Annotated in this window: 19 protein-coding genes; 6 read left to right on the forward strand and 13 right to left on the reverse strand. The window is 65.3% G+C overall.

The window, feature by feature from the left end; translation table 11 throughout:
* The first annotated feature begins 21 nt into the window (after nt 1-21).
* From ACK1U9_RS13350 to dxs, 3 genes are all read left to right on the forward strand, one after another.
* Nucleotides 22-264, forward strand: a complete 243-nt coding sequence (locus ACK1U9_RS13350; RefSeq protein WP_003255380.1) for an exodeoxyribonuclease VII small subunit — start codon at nt 22-24, stop codon at nt 262-264.
* Entirely contained in the window at nt 261-1148 is an 888-nt protein-coding gene (ispA, locus tag ACK1U9_RS13355; protein ID WP_085601416.1) for a (2E,6E)-farnesyl diphosphate synthase, read from the forward strand. Before ACK1U9_RS13350 ends, ispA begins: the two co-directional genes overlap by 4 nt.
* Before the next feature lie 207 nt (nt 1149-1355).
* Nucleotides 1356-3251 carry a 1-deoxy-D-xylulose-5-phosphate synthase gene (dxs, locus tag ACK1U9_RS13360; protein WP_046615960.1) on the forward strand — a complete coding sequence of 632 codons (1896 nt, stop codon included), beginning with the start codon at nt 1356-1358 and terminating at the stop codon, nt 3249-3251.
* Between the two features lie 132 nt (nt 3252-3383).
* On the opposite strand, the gene ACK1U9_RS13365 is transcribed toward dxs, so the two are convergent.
* The 12 genes from ACK1U9_RS13365 to nrdR form a co-directional block, all read right to left on the reverse strand.
* Complete coding sequence (locus ACK1U9_RS13365; protein WP_284386221.1) at nt 3384-4196, reverse strand: cobalamin-binding protein; 813 nt, start codon at nt 4194-4196, stop codon at nt 3384-3386.
* Nucleotides 4196-4615: an MFS transporter gene (locus ACK1U9_RS13370; RefSeq protein WP_135002737.1), complete on the reverse strand. Its 420-nt coding sequence runs from the start codon at nt 4613-4615 to the stop codon at nt 4196-4198. The genes ACK1U9_RS13365 and ACK1U9_RS13370 overlap by 1 nt, the downstream gene beginning before the upstream one ends.
* On the reverse strand, nt 4612-5229 hold the full coding sequence (gene ribA / locus ACK1U9_RS13375) for a GTP cyclohydrolase II (RefSeq protein WP_046615957.1): 618 nt from the start codon (nt 5227-5229) through the stop codon (nt 4612-4614). Before ribA ends, ACK1U9_RS13370 begins: the two co-directional genes overlap by 4 nt.
* Nucleotides 5230-5466: 237 nt before the next feature.
* A complete protein-coding gene (locus tag ACK1U9_RS13380) occupies nt 5467-6210 on the reverse strand; it encodes a substrate-binding periplasmic protein (protein ID WP_046615956.1) in 744 nt (247 codons plus the stop codon).
* A gap of 16 nt (nt 6211-6226) precedes the next feature.
* The gene (locus ACK1U9_RS13385; protein WP_004376077.1) at nt 6227-6730 is read right to left on the reverse strand and encodes a phosphatidylglycerophosphatase A family protein; all 504 of its coding nucleotides are present in this window, start codon (nt 6728-6730) and stop codon (nt 6227-6229) included.
* The gene (gene thiL / locus ACK1U9_RS13390) at nt 6727-7695 is read right to left on the reverse strand and encodes a thiamine-phosphate kinase (RefSeq protein ID WP_085601413.1); all 969 of its coding nucleotides are present in this window, start codon (nt 7693-7695) and stop codon (nt 6727-6729) included. Before thiL ends, ACK1U9_RS13385 begins: the two co-directional genes overlap by 4 nt.
* Nucleotides 7696-7713: 18 nt before the next feature.
* Nucleotides 7714-8214: a transcription antitermination factor NusB gene (nusB, locus tag ACK1U9_RS13395; protein ID WP_003255393.1), complete on the reverse strand. Its 501-nt coding sequence runs from the start codon at nt 8212-8214 to the stop codon at nt 7714-7716.
* Complete coding sequence (ribH, locus tag ACK1U9_RS13400; RefSeq protein WP_003255395.1) at nt 8211-8687, reverse strand: 6,7-dimethyl-8-ribityllumazine synthase; 477 nt, start codon at nt 8685-8687, stop codon at nt 8211-8213. The genes nusB and ribH overlap by 4 nt, the downstream gene beginning before the upstream one ends.
* 92 nt (nt 8688-8779) lie before the next feature.
* A complete protein-coding gene (gene ribBA / locus ACK1U9_RS13405; RefSeq protein WP_016484697.1) occupies nt 8780-9871 on the reverse strand; it encodes a bifunctional 3,4-dihydroxy-2-butanone-4-phosphate synthase/GTP cyclohydrolase II in 1092 nt (363 codons plus the stop codon).
* Between the two features lie 18 nt (nt 9872-9889).
* A complete protein-coding gene (locus tag ACK1U9_RS13410; RefSeq protein ID WP_003255399.1) occupies nt 9890-10555 on the reverse strand; it encodes a riboflavin synthase in 666 nt (221 codons plus the stop codon).
* A 42-nt stretch (nt 10556-10597) separates the two neighbouring features.
* A complete protein-coding gene (gene ribD / locus ACK1U9_RS13415; protein ID WP_085601412.1) occupies nt 10598-11728 on the reverse strand; it encodes a bifunctional diaminohydroxyphosphoribosylaminopyrimidine deaminase/5-amino-6-(5-phosphoribosylamino)uracil reductase RibD in 1131 nt (376 codons plus the stop codon).
* A 2-nt stretch (nt 11729-11730) separates the two neighbouring features.
* Nucleotides 11731-12195: a transcriptional regulator NrdR gene (gene nrdR / locus ACK1U9_RS13420; protein ID WP_003255402.1), complete on the reverse strand. Its 465-nt coding sequence runs from the start codon at nt 12193-12195 to the stop codon at nt 11731-11733.
* 106 nt (nt 12196-12301) lie between these two features.
* Here nrdR and ACK1U9_RS13425 point away from each other — a divergent pair, with 106 nt between their 5' ends.
* From ACK1U9_RS13425 to trxA, 3 genes are read left to right on the forward strand one after another with little or no spacing between them, the layout of a single operon-like run.
* The gene (locus ACK1U9_RS13425) at nt 12302-12754 is read left to right on the forward strand and encodes a YbaY family lipoprotein (RefSeq protein ID WP_039614618.1); all 453 of its coding nucleotides are present in this window, start codon (nt 12302-12304) and stop codon (nt 12752-12754) included.
* A 15-nt stretch (nt 12755-12769) separates the two neighbouring features.
* Nucleotides 12770-13426, forward strand: coding sequence for a class I SAM-dependent methyltransferase (locus ACK1U9_RS13430; protein ID WP_153670960.1), 657 nt, complete (start codon nt 12770-12772; stop codon nt 13424-13426).
* Nucleotides 13427-13457: 31 nt separating this feature from the next.
* Entirely contained in the window at nt 13458-14330 is an 873-nt protein-coding gene (gene trxA / locus ACK1U9_RS13435; RefSeq protein ID WP_046615949.1) for a thioredoxin, read from the forward strand.
* A gap of 145 nt (nt 14331-14475) precedes the next feature.
* On the opposite strand, the gene ACK1U9_RS13440 is transcribed toward trxA, so the two are convergent.
* Entirely contained in the window at nt 14476-14820 is a 345-nt protein-coding gene (locus ACK1U9_RS13440; protein ID WP_153670944.1) for a hypothetical protein, read from the reverse strand.
* Nucleotides 14821-14923 lie beyond the last annotated feature (103 nt).

Below are 14923 nucleotides of genomic sequence, written 5' to 3' on the forward strand. Positions count from 1 at the left end.
AATGCCACCGAGACAGTCGCCATGGCCCGCAAAAAAGCCTCCCTCGATTTCGAGCAATCCCTCGCAGACCTGCAAGCACTGGTCGAGCGCCTGGAGAACGGCGAGTTGTCGCTGGAAGAGTCGCTGGCCGCCTTCGAGCAAGGCATTGCCCTGACCCGCGATTGCCAGGGCGCCCTGGCCCAGGCCGAACAGAAGGTGCAGATCCTGCTGGAACGCGATGGCGAGCTGGCTGCCCAGCCCTTCGACGCGGAGCCCGAAGCATGATCGGCACCTACCAGGCCAGCTGCCAGGCGCGGGTCGACGCCGCCCTCGAACCGTTGTTCATCGCCCCGACCAAGGAACTCGAACGCCTTTACGCCGCCATGCGCTACAGCGTGATGAACGGTGGCAAACGCGTTCGTCCGCTGCTGGCCTACGCGGCCTGCGAAGCCTTGGGCGCCCCGGCCGAACAGGCCAACGGCGCAGCCTGTGCGGTGGAACTGATCCACGCCTACTCGCTGGTGCATGACGACCTGCCGGCCATGGATGACGACGACCTGCGCCGCGGCCAGCCGACCACCCACAAAGCCTTCGATGAAGCCTGCGCGATCCTCGCCGGCGACGGTTTGCAGAGCCTGGCCTTCAGTGCCCTGCTCGACCCGCGCCTGAGCCCGCAGGCTGACAGCATTCGCCTGGCCATGGTCCAGGCCCTGGCCAAGGCGGCCGGCCCGGCAGGCATGGTCGGTGGCCAGGCCATCGACCTGGGCTCGGTTGGCCTGAAGCTGGATCAGCAGGCGCTGGAATTCATGCACCGGCACAAGACCGGTGCGCTGATCGAAGCCAGCGTGCGCCTCGGCGCCCTGGCCAGCGCCCGCGCCGAACAGGCGCAACTGGATGCCCTGCAGAGCTATGCACAGGCCATCGGCCTGGCATTCCAGGTGCAGGACGACATCCTGGATGTGGAAAGCGACACCGCCACACTGGGCAAACGCCAAGGGGCTGATATCGCCCGCGACAAACCGACCTACCCGGCGCTGCTGGGCCTGGAAGCGGCCAAGGCCTATGCGATCGAATTGCGTGACCAGGCGCTGGTCGCACTGCAAGGGTTCGGCGAAAAGGCCGAACCGCTGCGGGCGTTGGCCCGTTACATCGTCGAACGCCGCAACTGATTTGATTGGGGCCGCTGTGCGGCCCATCGCCGGCAAGCCTGCTCGAACAGAGCCCCCACTGGCCTTGAGCACTGTGCACAACCTGTGGGAGCGGGCTTGCCCGCGAAGGGCTGCAAAGCTGCCCCATGCGACACCCGTCTGAATGGGCAGTATTTCCTACAATGGGGTAAACTGCCGCCTCTTCACACACCTATAACGACTCGCCTGATGCCCACGACGTTTCAAGAGATCCCCCGCGAACGCCCGGTCACGCCGTTGCTCGACCGCGCTGACACGCCTGCCGGCCTGCGCCGGCTGGCCGAAGCCGACCTGGAGACCCTGGCCGACGAATTGCGCCAGGAACTGCTCTACACCGTGGGTCAGACCGGTGGGCATTTTGGTGCCGGCCTGGGTGTCATCGAGCTGACCATCGCCCTGCACTACGTCTTCGACACCCCCGACGACCGGCTGGTGTGGGACGTGGGCCACCAGGCCTACCCGCACAAGATCCTCACCGGGCGCCGTGACCGCATGCTCAGCCTGCGCCAGAAAGACGGCATTGCCGCCTTCCCGCGCCGCAGCGAGAGCGAGTACGACACCTTCGGCGTCGGCCACTCCAGCACCTCGATCAGCGCCGCACTGGGCATGGCCATTGCCGCTCGCCTGCAGAACAGCGACCGCAAGTCGATCGCGGTGATCGGTGACGGTGCGCTGACCGCCGGCATGGCCTTCGAGGCGTTGAACCACGCCCAGGAAGTCAACGCCGACATGCTGGTGATCCTCAACGACAACGACATGTCGATTTCGCGCAACGTCGGCGGCCTGTCCAACTACCTGGCCAAGATCCTCTCCAGCCGCACCTACGCGAGCATGCGCGAAGGCAGCAAGAAAGTGCTGTCGCGCCTGCCGGGAGCCTGGGAAATTGCCCGCCGCACCGAGGAGTACGCCAAAGGCATGCTGGTGCCGGGCACGCTGTTCGAAGAACTGGGCTGGAACTACATCGGCCCGATCGACGGCCACGACCTGCCGACCATGATCGCCACCCTGCGCAACATGCGTGACCTCAAGGGCCCGCAGTTCCTGCACGTGGTGACCAAGAAGGGCAAGGGCTTCGCCCCGGCCGAGATCGACCCGATCGGCTACCACGCCATCACCAAGCTGGAGCCGGCCGACAAACCCGCCGCACCGAAGAAAGCCAGCGGCCCGAAATACTCCGCGGTGTTCGGCCAGTGGCTGTGCGACATGGCTGCCGCCGACAACCGCCTGGTGGGCATTACCCCGGCGATGAAGGAAGGCTCCGACCTGGTCGACTTCAGCGAGCGCTACCCGGAGCGTTACTTCGACGTGGCGATCGCCGAACAGCATGCCGTAACCCTTGCGGCCGGCATGGCCTGCGAGGGCAGCAAGCCGGTGGTGGCGATCTACTCCACCTTCCTGCAGCGCGCCTACGACCAGCTGATCCACGACGTGGCGGTACAGAACCTCGACGTACTGTTCGCCATTGACCGCGCTGGCCTGGTCGGCGAAGACGGCCCGACCCACGCGGGCAGCTACGACCTGTCGTACCTGCGCTGCATCCCGGGCATGCTGGTGATGACCCCAAGCGACGAGAACGAGCTGCGCAAGATGCTCAGCACCGGCCACCTGTACAACGGCCCGGCGGCTGTGCGCTACCCGCGTGGCACCGGCCCGAACGCGCCGATCAGTGGTGACCTGGAGCCGCTGGAAATCGGCAAGGGCGTGGTCCGTCGCCAAGGCGAGAAAGCCGCCTTGCTGGTGTTTGGGGTGCAACTGGCCGAAGCCATGCAGGTGGCTGAGCAAATCAACGCTACCGTGGTCGACATGCGCTTCGTCAAACCGCTGGACGAAGCGCTGGTGCTGGAACTTGCCGCCAGCCATGAGCTGCTGGTGACCATCGAAGAAAACGCCATCATGGGCGGCGCCGGTGCGGCTGTGGGCGAGTTCCTGGCCAGCCAGGCTATCGTGAAACCGCTGCTGCACCTGGGGTTGCCAGACATTTATGTCGAGCACGCCAAGCCTGCGCAGATGCTGGCTGAGTGTGGGCTGGATGCGGCCGGGATCGAGGCTTCGGTGAAGGCTCGGATGACCAGGCTCGGGTTGTAGTCCCTGGGGCCGCTTTGCGGCCCTTTCGCGACACAAGGCCGCTCCCACAAAGGTCGTGCAAGCACCAAGCCTTGCGCAGTCCCTGTGGGAGCGGCCTTGCGTCGCGATCGAGGGCGCAGCCCTCGCAAAAGCTCACCTGGACGCTGGCGCGTTAGCCTCGAGCAGCGCACACAAGCGCGCCGTAGCTTCGATCATCTGACCACTAGGCCGCTCCAGGCCTTTGTCTGGCACCACCAGTAAACGGTCATCGGCAACCGCACGCAGTTGCGGCCAGGCCTTCCAACTCTCCAGCTGCGCCTCATCACCCGCCAGAATGACCTGCGGGTTGCGCAGCAGCACAGATTCCACATTTACCTGCGGCGCCGGCTGGGTGAGATCGGCGAAAACATTATGCGCGCCGCAAACGGCCAGGGCGTCGCTGACCACCTGCCGGCCACCGAGTGTATACAGAGGTCGATCCCAGACCTGGTAGAACACCTGCAAGGGCTCATCCCGTCGATACTGCTGGCGCAGCTGCCGCAGCCGGTCACGCAAGGCCTGGGCATACCGATGGCCCTGTTCGGCACGGCCGATACGTTCCGCGATGGCTTCGATCTGTTCGATCATCTGGTCGATATCATGGGGTTCTGCGCTGAAGGTGGCGATACCCAGGCGCTTGAGCTGGTCACGTTGGGCCGGCGGTACGCTGCCCGGCCACAGCAGCAACAGGTCGGGGCGCAGGCTGAGCAGGCGTTCGAGGTCCAGCTGCCCCTGGCGCCCCACCGAGGGCAGCTCGCGCAGCGCCGCCGGCCGTTCGCCACCGTCGAGCACACCTACCAGCAGGTCATCGGCCTGCAGTTCGAGCATGATTTCGCTCATCGACGGCGCCAGGCTGACCACTCGCAGGGGTTCGGCGGCCAGTGCAGAACAGGCGAACAGCGCCAGCAGGCCGGGCAGCAGGCGCATCAGCCGAGCTGGCGTGGAATGCGATAGAGGTACAGCACCACTGCGGTGGACAACGCCAGCAAGATCTGTGGCACCGCCTCGAGGCCGACCAGCACCGACAAGGCGGCAACCCAGGCCGGGAAACAGGCAAACAGCATGGCCAGGCGCCGCACCCGCGCCAGCTCGATCCAGGCCGCGGGCTCTTCGCCTGTGCCGAGCACCTTGGACGTGGCGATGAGCGCGCGTTTGTAGGCACCGAAGCGCGGCAGGCTGAGGAACATGGTCGCCGCGCCGGCAATGAACAGTGGCATGGCCAACACCGAGGCCAGCGCATCACCGCCACCGAAGGCCCAGGCCATCACTGGCAGTGGCACCAGGCCCACCGCCAGGTACTGCCACCAGGCCAGCGCCAGGCGCCGCTTGACCTCGGCGCGGGTCACGCCTGAGGCACCTCGCCCTGGTGCTCGTTACCCAGCATGTGGCCCAGCTTGCCGGCCTTCGTCGCCAGGTAGTAGCGGTTGTGCGGGTTGTGCCCGGTGTGCAGCGGTACGCGCTCGGCGACGAGGATGTTCATGTCGGTCAGGGCTTTGACCTTGCGCGGGTTGTTGGTCATCAGCCGCAGCGACTTCACGCCCAGGTGCTCCAGCATCGGCAGGCATATGGCGTAGTCGCGCTGGTCGGCGGCAAAGCCAAGGCGCTCGTTGGCCTCGACGGTATCGGCGCCACCATCCTGCAGCTCGTAGGCGCGAATCTTGTTGAGCAGCCCGATGCCACGGCCTTCCTGGCGCAGGTACAGCAGCACGCCACGGCCTTCACGGGCGATGGCCTGCAGCGCGGCTTCCAGCTGCGAGCCGCAGTCGCAGCGCTGGCTGAACAGGGCATCGCCGGTCAGGCACTCGGAATGCAGGCGCCCCAGCACCGGCTGGCCGTCCGCGATGTCACCCAGGCTGAGCACCACGTGCTCACGGCCCGTGGCTTCGTCGAGGAAGCCATGCATGGTGAAGGTCGCGAAGGGAGTCGGGAGTTTAGAGGCGGCAACAAAGACGACGGGCACGTTGTGCTCCTGGCATAAGTAGGAAATTTCTCGTGGGCCGATTGTATCAGCAGGCTGGGGAATGTGGGCTGGCTGAATACGGTGGGTTAAGATCGAAAAGTTCGATGCTTAGGTTAACCAGGCCCGACCCCATCGCCGGCAAGCCGGCCCCCCACAGTTATTGCACAGGCCTCTGAACCTGCGCTGAACCTGTGGGAGCCGGCTTGCCGGCGATTGGGGGCGCAAGGCGCCCCGTTTTCAATGTGGTTTGCTATTCGGACTGAACGGATACGGCTGCTGCCAGCGCTGGAAAATCGGCTTCAGCTCGCCACTGCGCACCAGCTCGGCCATGCGCTTGTCGAACAGGTCGCGCAGGGCCTTGGCCTGGTCATTGCGGGCAAAGGCCAGGTACAGCGGTAGTTCGGCCACATGGGTACGGCGGAAACGCTCGGGCTGGGAGGTCTGGCCGAGCACGTAGTCGACCTCGGTCTGCGCATCGATGTAGAAGTCCACACGATCATGCTCGAGCATCGGCAGTATGCCTTCGCGGCGCTGGACCTCGCGAAAGTCATGCACATCGGGCAGGTAGCTGCCGAAGTCGTAGCCCCGCACCCAGGCCAGGCGGTACTGGCCTATGGTCTGCTGGGTAGGCACAGGCTTGCTGACCAGCCCCAGCGCGTAGATGTGGTCCATGTCGAAGTGCCAGCGCGGGTACAGGTTGTCGTCGTTCTCGTCCTTGTACGAGCCTACCCAGGCGTCAGCCTCGCCACGCTTCACCAGCCCGATCGCACGGCTGTAAGGCGCGCTCTGGGTCACCACCTTGACCCCGGCCGGCTCGAACACCTTGCGCAGCACGTCCCAGGCCACCCCGGTACCGTCGGCGTTGGTGTAGTCAAGCCACTCTTCGCTGACCAGGTGGATCTGTTTCGGCACACCCTCGGCAGCAGCCGCCCACGGGGCAAGGCTCAGCAGCATTGCCAGCAGCACCGTCCTCATGGCCATTCACACGCTCCCTGTATCAGGCAACCGCCCAAACCAGAACCTGCATCCCCAGCCAGGCAAACACCCCGGCCAGGATATCGTCGAGCATGATCCCGACGCCCCCATGCACATGGCGGTCGACCCAGCGGATCGGCCACGGCTTGAGAATGTCGAAGAAGCGGAACATCAGGAACCCCGCCAGCAGCCACTGCCAGCCTTCCGGCACCAGCCAGAGGGTTATCCACATGCCGACGATCTCGTCCCAGACAATGCCTTCATGGTCGTGCACGCGCAAGTCATTGGCGACCTTGCCGCAAAGCCAGAAGCCGAACAGCATGCTCACGCCCAGCAACAGCCAATAGCCCCAGTCGGGAAGCATCTGCCACAGCGGGATGAACGGAATGGCCACCAGCGAGCCCCAGGTGCCCGGTGCCTTGGGCAAGGTGCCGGAACCGAAACCAAAGGCGATGAAGTGCCACGGGTTGCGCCAGACCGAAGGCGGAACGAACTCCGCAGGCACCTGGTTGGGGTGATCGGTCACGGTGTCTCCCTAAAATGTTGATAACCGCGTTGCCGCGGGGTGATGTCCTGGCCCTGCCGGTCGCGCAGGCTGACACCCTGCCCTTCGAGCACCCGCCCGATGACATGGAACGCCGCCAGGCCTTGTGCCTGCAGGGATGAAAGCTCGGATGGCGGCAAGGTGAACGCCAGCACGTAGTCGTCGCCACCGGTCAGCGCCGCCTGCACGGCAGCCTCGGCACCGAGTAACCCCTGCAGAGCGGCTGACACCGGTACCTGCTCCAGGTTCACCTCGAGCGCCACACGGGAGGCCTTGGCGATATGCCCGCAGTCGGCCAGCAGGCCGTCGGAAACATCCAGCGCCGAAGTGGCACGCCCGCGCAGCAGCTGGCCCAGGGCGAACTGCGGCGACGGCGACCAGTAATGGTCGAGCAACGGTTGCGCCAGCGCAGCATCAGCCTGGCGCTGGCCCAGCACCAGCGGCAAGGCACCCGCCGCATTGCCCAGCTCACCGCCCACACACAACAAGTCGCCCGGGCGAGCGCCGCCACGGCGTAACGCCTGCCCCGCCGGAACCCGGCCGAATACGGTCATGGTGATGCTCAGAGGGCCACGGGTGGTATCGCCACCAATCAGGCTCAGCTGACAGTGACCGGCCATGCGGTCGAGGCCGCTGGCATAGGCTTGCAGCCAGTCAGTGCTGACCTCGGGCAAGGTCAGGGCAAGGGTGAAACCGATGGGGGTGGCGCCCATGGCCGCCAGGTCGCTGGCCGCCACGGCCAACGAGCGCTGGCCGAGCAACCAGGGGTCGCACACCGCCGGGAAATGCACCCCGGCGACCAGGGTGTCGGTAGACACCGCCAGTTGCTCACCAGCGGGTAAGCTCAGCAGGGCGCAGTCGTCGCCGATGCCCAGGGCCACACCTTCACCGCCTTGCGCACAGGGCGCGGCGGCGAAGTAGTGGCTGATCAGCTCGAACTCACCCATGGTTCGCAAGCGCCAGGATCAGCGCTTGTTCGCCTTGACTTCTGCTTCGCGCAGGGCCGGGGCGAGCTTGTCCAGCACGCCGTTGACGAACTTGTGGCCGTCGGTGGCGCCGAAGACCTTGGCCAGTTCCACGCCTTCGTTGATCACTACGCGGTACGGCACGTCAACGCGCTTGATCAGTTCCCAGGTGGACAGGCGCAGCACGGCCAGCTCGACCGGGTCGAGCTCTTCCAGTGCGATGGTCATGCACGGCACCAACGCTTTGTCGATTTCGCCCTTGATTGCCGGGACCCCATGCAGGATCTCGCGGAAATAGGCACCGTCGACATCGGTGAAATCGTTATCGACCCGGAACTGCGCTTCGATCTCGTTCAGCGAATGCTGCGCCATGTGCCACTGGTACAGTGCCTGGGTCGCGAGCTTGCGGGCTTCGCGGCGCTTGGCGCTCTTCGATGGCTTGCCGGCATCCGCAGGTTTTGGATCGCGCGGGTTGAAACGATCGCTTTCGTCGCTAATCACTTGGCCTCCAACTGCGCCAGCAGGCTGACCATTTCCAGAGCGGACAGGGCAGCTTCAGCACCTTTGTTGCCGGCCTTGGTGCCGGAACGCTCGATGGCCTGTTCGATGGAGTCGACGGTCAGTACGCCGAAGGCCACCGGAACACCGAACTCCATGGACACCTGGGCCAGGCCCTTGGTGCATTCGCCCGCCACGTATTCGAAGTGCGGGGTACCACCACGGATCACGGCGCCCAGGGCGATGATCGCGTCGTAGGCGCCTTGCTGGGCGACCTTCTGTGCCACCAGCGGGATTTCGAACGCACCCGGGGCACGGATGATGGTGATGTCGCTTTCGCTGACACCGTGGCGTACCAGGGCATCAACGGCACCGCTTACCAGGCTTTCGACGACGAAGCTGTTGAAGCGGCCAACCACCAAAGCATAGCGACCTTTGGGGGCGATGAAGGTACCTTCGATGGTCTTCAGGGTCATTCCGATATTCTCATCTTCAAGAGCGAGGCCGCATGCTGGCGGCCTCGACAGGGGTATGGACTCGAGCTGGAGGGCGTCACTGCCGCCTCAAGTCACTCGGAGGGCACGTATTCTACAACTTCCAGATCGAATCCGGATATCGCGTTGAACTTCATCGGCGAACTCATCAGACGCATCTTGCGCACACCAAGGTCTCGCAGGATCTGCGAACCGGCACCCACGGTGCTGTAGGTGGTCGGTGCCTTGGCAGGTGCATCGCCGGCGCTTTCGCGGATGTGCGCAAGCAGCACGTCGCCGTCCAGCGGGTGGCCCAGCAGCAATACCACGCCGCTGCCGGCCTCGGCCACGGCGGCCATGGCGGCGCGCAGGCTCCAGCGGCCCGGTTGCTTGACCAGCAGCAGGTCGCGCAGTGGGTCCATGTTGTGCACGCGCACCAGGGTCGGCTCTTCGGCGCAGATCTTGCCCAGGGTCAGGGCCATGTGCACGTCGCCTTCCACCGCGTCGCGGTAGGTGACCAGGTTGAACTCGCCCAGCTCGCTCTCCACCGGTTGCTCGGAGACGCGCTGCACGGTGCGCTCGTGGATCATGCGGTAGTGGATCAGGTCGGCGATGGTGCCGATCTTCAGGCCGTGCTCGGCGGCGAACACTTCCAGCTCGGCGCGGCGCGACATGGTGCCGTCGTCGTTCATCACTTCGCAGATCACGCCGCTCGGCTCGAAACCGGCCATGCGCGCCAGGTCGCACGCGGCCTCGGTGTGGCCGGCACGGGCCAGGGTACCGCCTGGCTGGGCCATCAGCGGGAAGATGTGGCCAGGGCTGACAATGTCTTCGGCCTTGGCGTCCTTGGCAGCGGCCGCCTGCACGGTGCGTGCGCGGTCAGCGGCGGAGATGCCGGTGGTGACACCTTCGGCGGCTTCGATCGACACAGTGAACTTGGTGCCGAAGCCCGAGCCGTTGCGCGGCGCCATCAGCGGCAGCTTCAGCGTTTCGCAACGCTCCCGGGTCATCGGCATGCAGATCAGGCCACGGGCGTGCTTGGCCATGAAGTTGATGTGCTCGGGCAGGCAGCACTCGGCTGCCATGATGATGTCGCCTTCGTTTTCGCGGTCTTCGTCATCCATGAGGATGACCATTTTGCCCTGGCGGATGTCTTCGACCAGTTCTTCGATGCTGTTGAGCGCCACGCGGCACCCCCTTCTCAATCAGGATTTCAAGAAGCCGTTGGCGGCCAGGAAGCTTTCGGTAATGCCACTGCCCTTGCTCGGTTCGGCGGCCTTGTCACCCAGCAGCAGACGCTCCAGGTAACGGGCCAGCAGGTCGACCTCAAGGTTTACCCGACGCCCTGCACGGTAGTCGGCCATGATGGTTTCGGACAGGGTGTGCGGGACAATGGTCAGCTCGAACTCAGCGCCATTGACCTCGTTGACCGTCAGGCTGGTGCCATCGACGGTGATCGAACCCTTGTGGGCGATGTACTTGGCCAGTTCCTTCGGTGCACGCACGCGGAACTGGATGGCGCGGGCGTTATCGCTGCGCGAGATGATTTCGCCGACCCCGTCGACGTGGCCGCTGACCAGGTGCCCGCCCAGCCGGGTGGTGGGGGTCAGGGCTTTTTCCAGATTGACCTTGCTACCGCTCTTGAGGTCGATGAAGGCGGTGCGCTTGAGGGTTTCGACACTGACGTCGGCCCAGAAGCCGTCGCCCGGCAGTTCGACGGCGGTCAGGCACACGCCGTTGACGGCGATGCTGTCGCCGAGCTTGACGTCACCCAGGTCGAGCTTGCCGGTTTCGACGTAGACGCGCACGTCGCCACCCTTGGGGGTCAGGCTGCGGATGGTGCCGATGGATTCGATGATGCCGGTGAACATGGGGTCTTCCTCAAAAACGGTTTGCGCGGGGCAAGCCGGGCATTATACGCCGGGTACCGGCAGGGGGATGGCCGTGACCCGCCAGTCATCGCCCACTGCGCGCATTTCGGTAATTTTCAGCCGCGGCGCTTCGCTCATCCTCTCCAGTGGCCAGTCCAGCAGCGGGCGGGCCTGGGAACCGAGAAAAGTGCCGGCGACGAACAGCTGGTACTCGTCGATCAGGCCTTGCCGGGCGAAGGCGCCGACCAGGCCGGCACCGGCTTCCAGCAGAATTTCGTTGACGCTGCGGGCTGCCAGGGCCTGCAGCAACGACGGCAGGTCTACCTGGCCATTGTCACCCGGCAGGCTGAGCAGTTCGTGGCCGGCAGCGGCATAGCGCGGGTCATCTGCGACAGCGGTCACCACTAGTGCCGGGCCAGCCTGGAAGAACGGCGCATCCAGCGGCAGGCGCAGGCGGCCATCGACCAGCACGCGCAGCGGCGTGCGGCTGAGTGCCAGGGCGGTGGTTTCGGCATCCAGGCCCAGCTCTGCGCCGCGCACGGTCATCCGCGCGTTATCAGCCAACACGCTGGCGGCGCTGGTCAGCACCACGCTGGAACGGGCGCGCAGACGCTGCACCGCCGAGCGGGCGGCCGGCCCGGTGATCCACTGGCTTTCGCCACTGGCCATGGCGGTGCGGCCATCCAGGCTCATGGCCAGCTTGGCGCGAACGAATGGCAGGCCATGCTCCATGCGTTTGAGGAAACCGGGATTGAGTGCACGGGCCTCGGCCTCGAGTACGCCGCTGGCCACTTCGATACCAGCCTCAGCCAGGCGCCGCAGGCCCTGCCCCGCCACTTGCGGGTTGGGGTCCTGCATGGCGGCCACCACCCGTGCCACGCCGGCCTTGACCAGTGCTTCGGCGCACGGCGGCGTGCGGCCATGGTGGCTGCACGGCTCGAGGGTGACATAGGCACAGGCGCCACGGGCACGCTCACCGGCCTGGCGCAGGGCATGCACTTCGGCATGCGGCTCGCCGGCGCGCACATGCCAGCCTTCGCCGACCACCTCGCCATCGCGCACGATCACGCAGCCTACGCGCGGGTTCGGGTGGGTGGTGTACAGGCCCTTGCGCGCCAGCTCCAGCGCGCGGGCCATGTAGTGGGCGTCGAGGGTGGCAGCTTGGCTGGGCATGGTCACTCTTTAGCCGGCTCTCGAGCCAGGCGGTCGATTTCTTCGCGGAACTCGTCGAGGTCCTGGAAGCGGCGGTAAACCGAGGCAAAGCGGATATAGGCCACTTCGTCGAGCTTGCGCAGTTCGGCCATGACCATTTCACCCACCACCAGTGATTTGACTTCACGCTCGCCGGTGGCCCGCAGGCGGCTCTTGATATGCGCCAACGCAGCTTCCAGGCGCTCGACGCTGACCGGGCGCTTTTCCAGTGCCCGCTGCATGCCGGCGCGAAGTTTTTCTTCGTCGAAGGGTTGGCGCGTGCCATCCTGCTTGATCAGCCGGGGCAGCACCAGCTCGGCGGTTTCGAAGGTGGTGAAGCGCTCGCCGCAGGCGACGCATTCGCGGCGACGGCGCACCTGCTCGCCTTCGGCGACGAGGCGAGAGTCGATGACCTTGGTGTCGTTGGCACCGCAAAAGGGACAGTGCATGGTGGCAGGCAACAAAAAAAGGGAGGGCCATGGTAGCGCATCCCACTGGCAAGACAAGCCAAAGGGGTTAACATCCATGGCAAATCTGCCCGTGAAGGACTACCCCATGCATTACCGAGCGCTCGTCGTGCTGTGCTGCGCCGCCCTGCTCGCCGCCTGCGGCAGCGACAGGCCGAAGCCCGACACCCCTCCGGCGCCCACGCCAGCCCGCACGGCCAAGCCGGCCGCAGTACTTGGCCCGCTGCCGGCCTACCAGCGCGAGCTGAGCGGCACCTTGCTGGAAATCCCCGCTGGAGCCGATGTGGAGCTGGCCTTGCTGGTCATCGACGAACGCGACCGCCCACAACGCCTGCTGGCCAGCAGCAACCTGACCGGCACCGGCCAGGCCCTGCCCTACCAATTGCGCTTCAACCCAGAGGCTTTCCCCGCCGGTGCTCGGGTCGAGCTGCGCGGTCGCGCCAGCAGCTCTGGCCAGCTGATCATGCACCTGCCGCCGGTGCGCATTACCCAGGCCCAGACCCAGGCCACCGGCCCGCTGCGTTTCGAGAAGGCGCCATAAGTGGCGCCTGTCTCTCTGCAACAGCCCCTGCAACAGGCACTCAGCGGCCTGATCGGCGAAGCGCGTCTTGTCATCAGCGAGCTGCCCGGCTGCGACCTCAAGCTGTGGCTGATCGACGACCAGAACATGGACCGCGCCTTCAGCAGCGAAGAGACCCGGCGCATTCTTGAAGAGCCTCCCTATTGGAGCTTCTGTTGGGCCAGCGGCCTAGCCATGGCCCGTTACCTGGCCGAGCACCCGGAATGGGTAGCCGGCAAGCGCGTGCTGGACTTTGGCGCCGGCTCCGGTATCGCCGGCATTGCCGCCGCCCGCGCCGGTGCGCTGGAAGTGGTGGCCTGCGACCTCGACCCGCTGGCACTTGATGCCTGCCGCGCGAATGCCGCGCTGAATGGGGTTGAACTGGGTTACAGCAGCGATTTCTTCGCCGAGGACGATCGCTTCGACCTTATCCTGGTTGCCGACGTGCTGTACGACCGCGCCAACCTGCCGCTGCTGGATGCCTTCCTCGGCCGCGGGCGTCAAGCGCTGGTGGCCGACTCGCGGGTACGCGACTTCAGCCACCCGCTGTACCAACAGTTGGGCGTGCTGGAAGCGCTGACCCTGCCGGACCTGGCCGAGCCGCACGAATTCCGCCGGGTCAGCCTGTACCATGCCAGCCGCGACACCTTATAGTGGTGTCATTCACGAGTTTGCGAGAGTCGCGATGACCCAAGACACGCCTTACATTTTCGACGCTACCGATGCCACCTTCCAGCAGTTGGTTATCGAGAACTCATTCCACAAACCGGTGCTGGTGGACTTCTGGGCCGAGTGGTGCGCGCCGTGCAAGGCACTGATGCCGCTGCTGGCGAAGATCGCCGAGGGTTACCAGGGCGAGCTGCTGCTGGCCAAGATCAACTGTGACGTGGAGCAACAGGTGGTTGCCCAGTTCGGCATCCGCAGCCTGCCGACCGTGGTGCTGTTCAAGGACGGCCAACCGGTGGACGGTTTTGCCGGTGCACAGCCGGAATCGGCGATCCGTGCCATGCTCGAGCCACACGTGCAACTGCCCGCTGCACCCAGCGCATCGCCGCTGGAGCAGGCCAAGGGGCTGTTTGCCGAAAGCCGTTTTGCCGAGGCCGAAGCACTGTTGCAAGCACTGCTGGGTGAGGATAACAGCAATGCCGAGGCGCTGATCCTGTATGCCCGTTGCCTGGCCGAGCGCGGGGAGCTGGGTGAAGCCCAGGTGGTGCTTGATGCGGTCAAGACTGACGAGCACAAGGCTGCGCTGGCCGGCGCCAGGGCCCAACTGACCTTCCTTCGCCAGGCCGCCAGCCTGCCGGAAGTGGCCGACCTGAAAAGCCGCCTGGCGCAGAACCCGCAGGATGACGAGGCGGCCTATCAGCTGAGCATCCAGCAGCTGGCGCGCCAGCAGTATGAAGCGGCGCTGGAAGGGTTGCTGAAGCTGTTCCAGCGTAACCGTGGCTATGAGAACGGGCTGCCGCAGAAAGCGTTGCTGCAAGTGTTCGAGTTGCTGGGCGGTGATCACCCGCTGGTCGGCGTGTATCGTCGCAAGTTGTCGGCGGCGATGTTCTGAGAATGCCGGGGCCGCTTTGCGGCCCATTCACAGCACAAGGCTGCTCCCACAGAGATCACGTGGCCGCCACGTGTTGCGCGGTCCCTGTAGGAGCAGCCTTGTGCTGCGAATGAGCTGCAAAACAGCCCCTAAATCCTGAGGGCCTTCACCCAACCCAGTGATACACCGGCGCGTCCACGCCACTTTCCACTTTCACCTCGCTGCAATGCCGCAAGCGCACCAGCAGCCGCTTGCCCGCCGCCGTACTCCCCGCCAGCCCTTCCAGCCGATCCAGCAACTCCGGCCCGCTCATCTGCCCTGCCAGACGCAACACCTCACGTGCCGCAATCCATTGCCCGTCATCCTGACGAGTTGTCGCAACGGTTTCCGTTGCTGCATTCTGCGTCACCGCAGGCAATTCAATCTGCCGCCCCAGTTGCGCCAACTCTTCCGGCGCCAGCTCGATGGTCAGATCCACAGGCCAGTCACCAATCTGTCCACGAATTCTCATGCTGCATTCTCTGAACCCAAGTCAATGCCACCATCCTACCCCAACATGAAACCTGCGCCACGCAGGCTGGCAGCATGCGGAAAAGTTGTTATAACATAACCCA

It is taken from the genome of Pseudomonas sp. XP1, from assembly GCF_053557675.1.

Coding starts and splice junctions, on each gene's coding strand:
- ACK1U9_RS13350 (WP_003255380.1), top strand. CDS start 22: ATGGCCCGCAAAAAAGCCTCCCTCGATTTCGAGCAATCCCTCGCAGAC.
- ispA (WP_085601416.1), top strand. CDS start 261: ATGATCGGCACCTACCAGGCCAGCTGCCAGGCGCGGGTCGACGCCGCC.
- dxs (WP_046615960.1), top strand. CDS start 1,356: ATGCCCACGACGTTTCAAGAGATCCCCCGCGAACGCCCGGTCACGCCG.
- ACK1U9_RS13365 (WP_284386221.1), bottom strand. CDS start 4,196: ATGCGCCTGCTGCCCGGCCTGCTGGCGCTGTTCGCCTGTTCTGCACTG.
- ACK1U9_RS13380 (WP_046615956.1), bottom strand. CDS start 6,210: ATGGCCATGAGGACGGTGCTGCTGGCAATGCTGCTGAGCCTTGCCCCG.
- thiL (WP_085601413.1), bottom strand. CDS start 7,695: ATGGGTGAGTTCGAGCTGATCAGCCACTACTTCGCCGCCGCGCCCTGT.
- ribH (WP_003255395.1), bottom strand. CDS start 8,687: ATGACCCTGAAGACCATCGAAGGTACCTTCATCGCCCCCAAAGGTCGC.
- ACK1U9_RS13410 (WP_003255399.1), bottom strand. CDS start 10,555: ATGTTCACCGGCATCATCGAATCCATCGGCACCATCCGCAGCCTGACC.
- ribD (WP_085601412.1), bottom strand. CDS start 11,728: ATGCCCAGCCAAGCTGCCACCCTCGACGCCCACTACATGGCCCGCGCG.
- nrdR (WP_003255402.1), bottom strand. CDS start 12,195: ATGCACTGTCCCTTTTGCGGTGCCAACGACACCAAGGTCATCGACTCT.
- ACK1U9_RS13425 (WP_039614618.1), top strand. CDS start 12,302: ATGCATTACCGAGCGCTCGTCGTGCTGTGCTGCGCCGCCCTGCTCGCC.
- trxA (WP_046615949.1), top strand. CDS start 13,458: ATGACCCAAGACACGCCTTACATTTTCGACGCTACCGATGCCACCTTC.
- ACK1U9_RS13440 (WP_153670944.1), bottom strand. CDS start 14,820: ATGAGAATTCGTGGACAGATTGGTGACTGGCCTGTGGATCTGACCATC.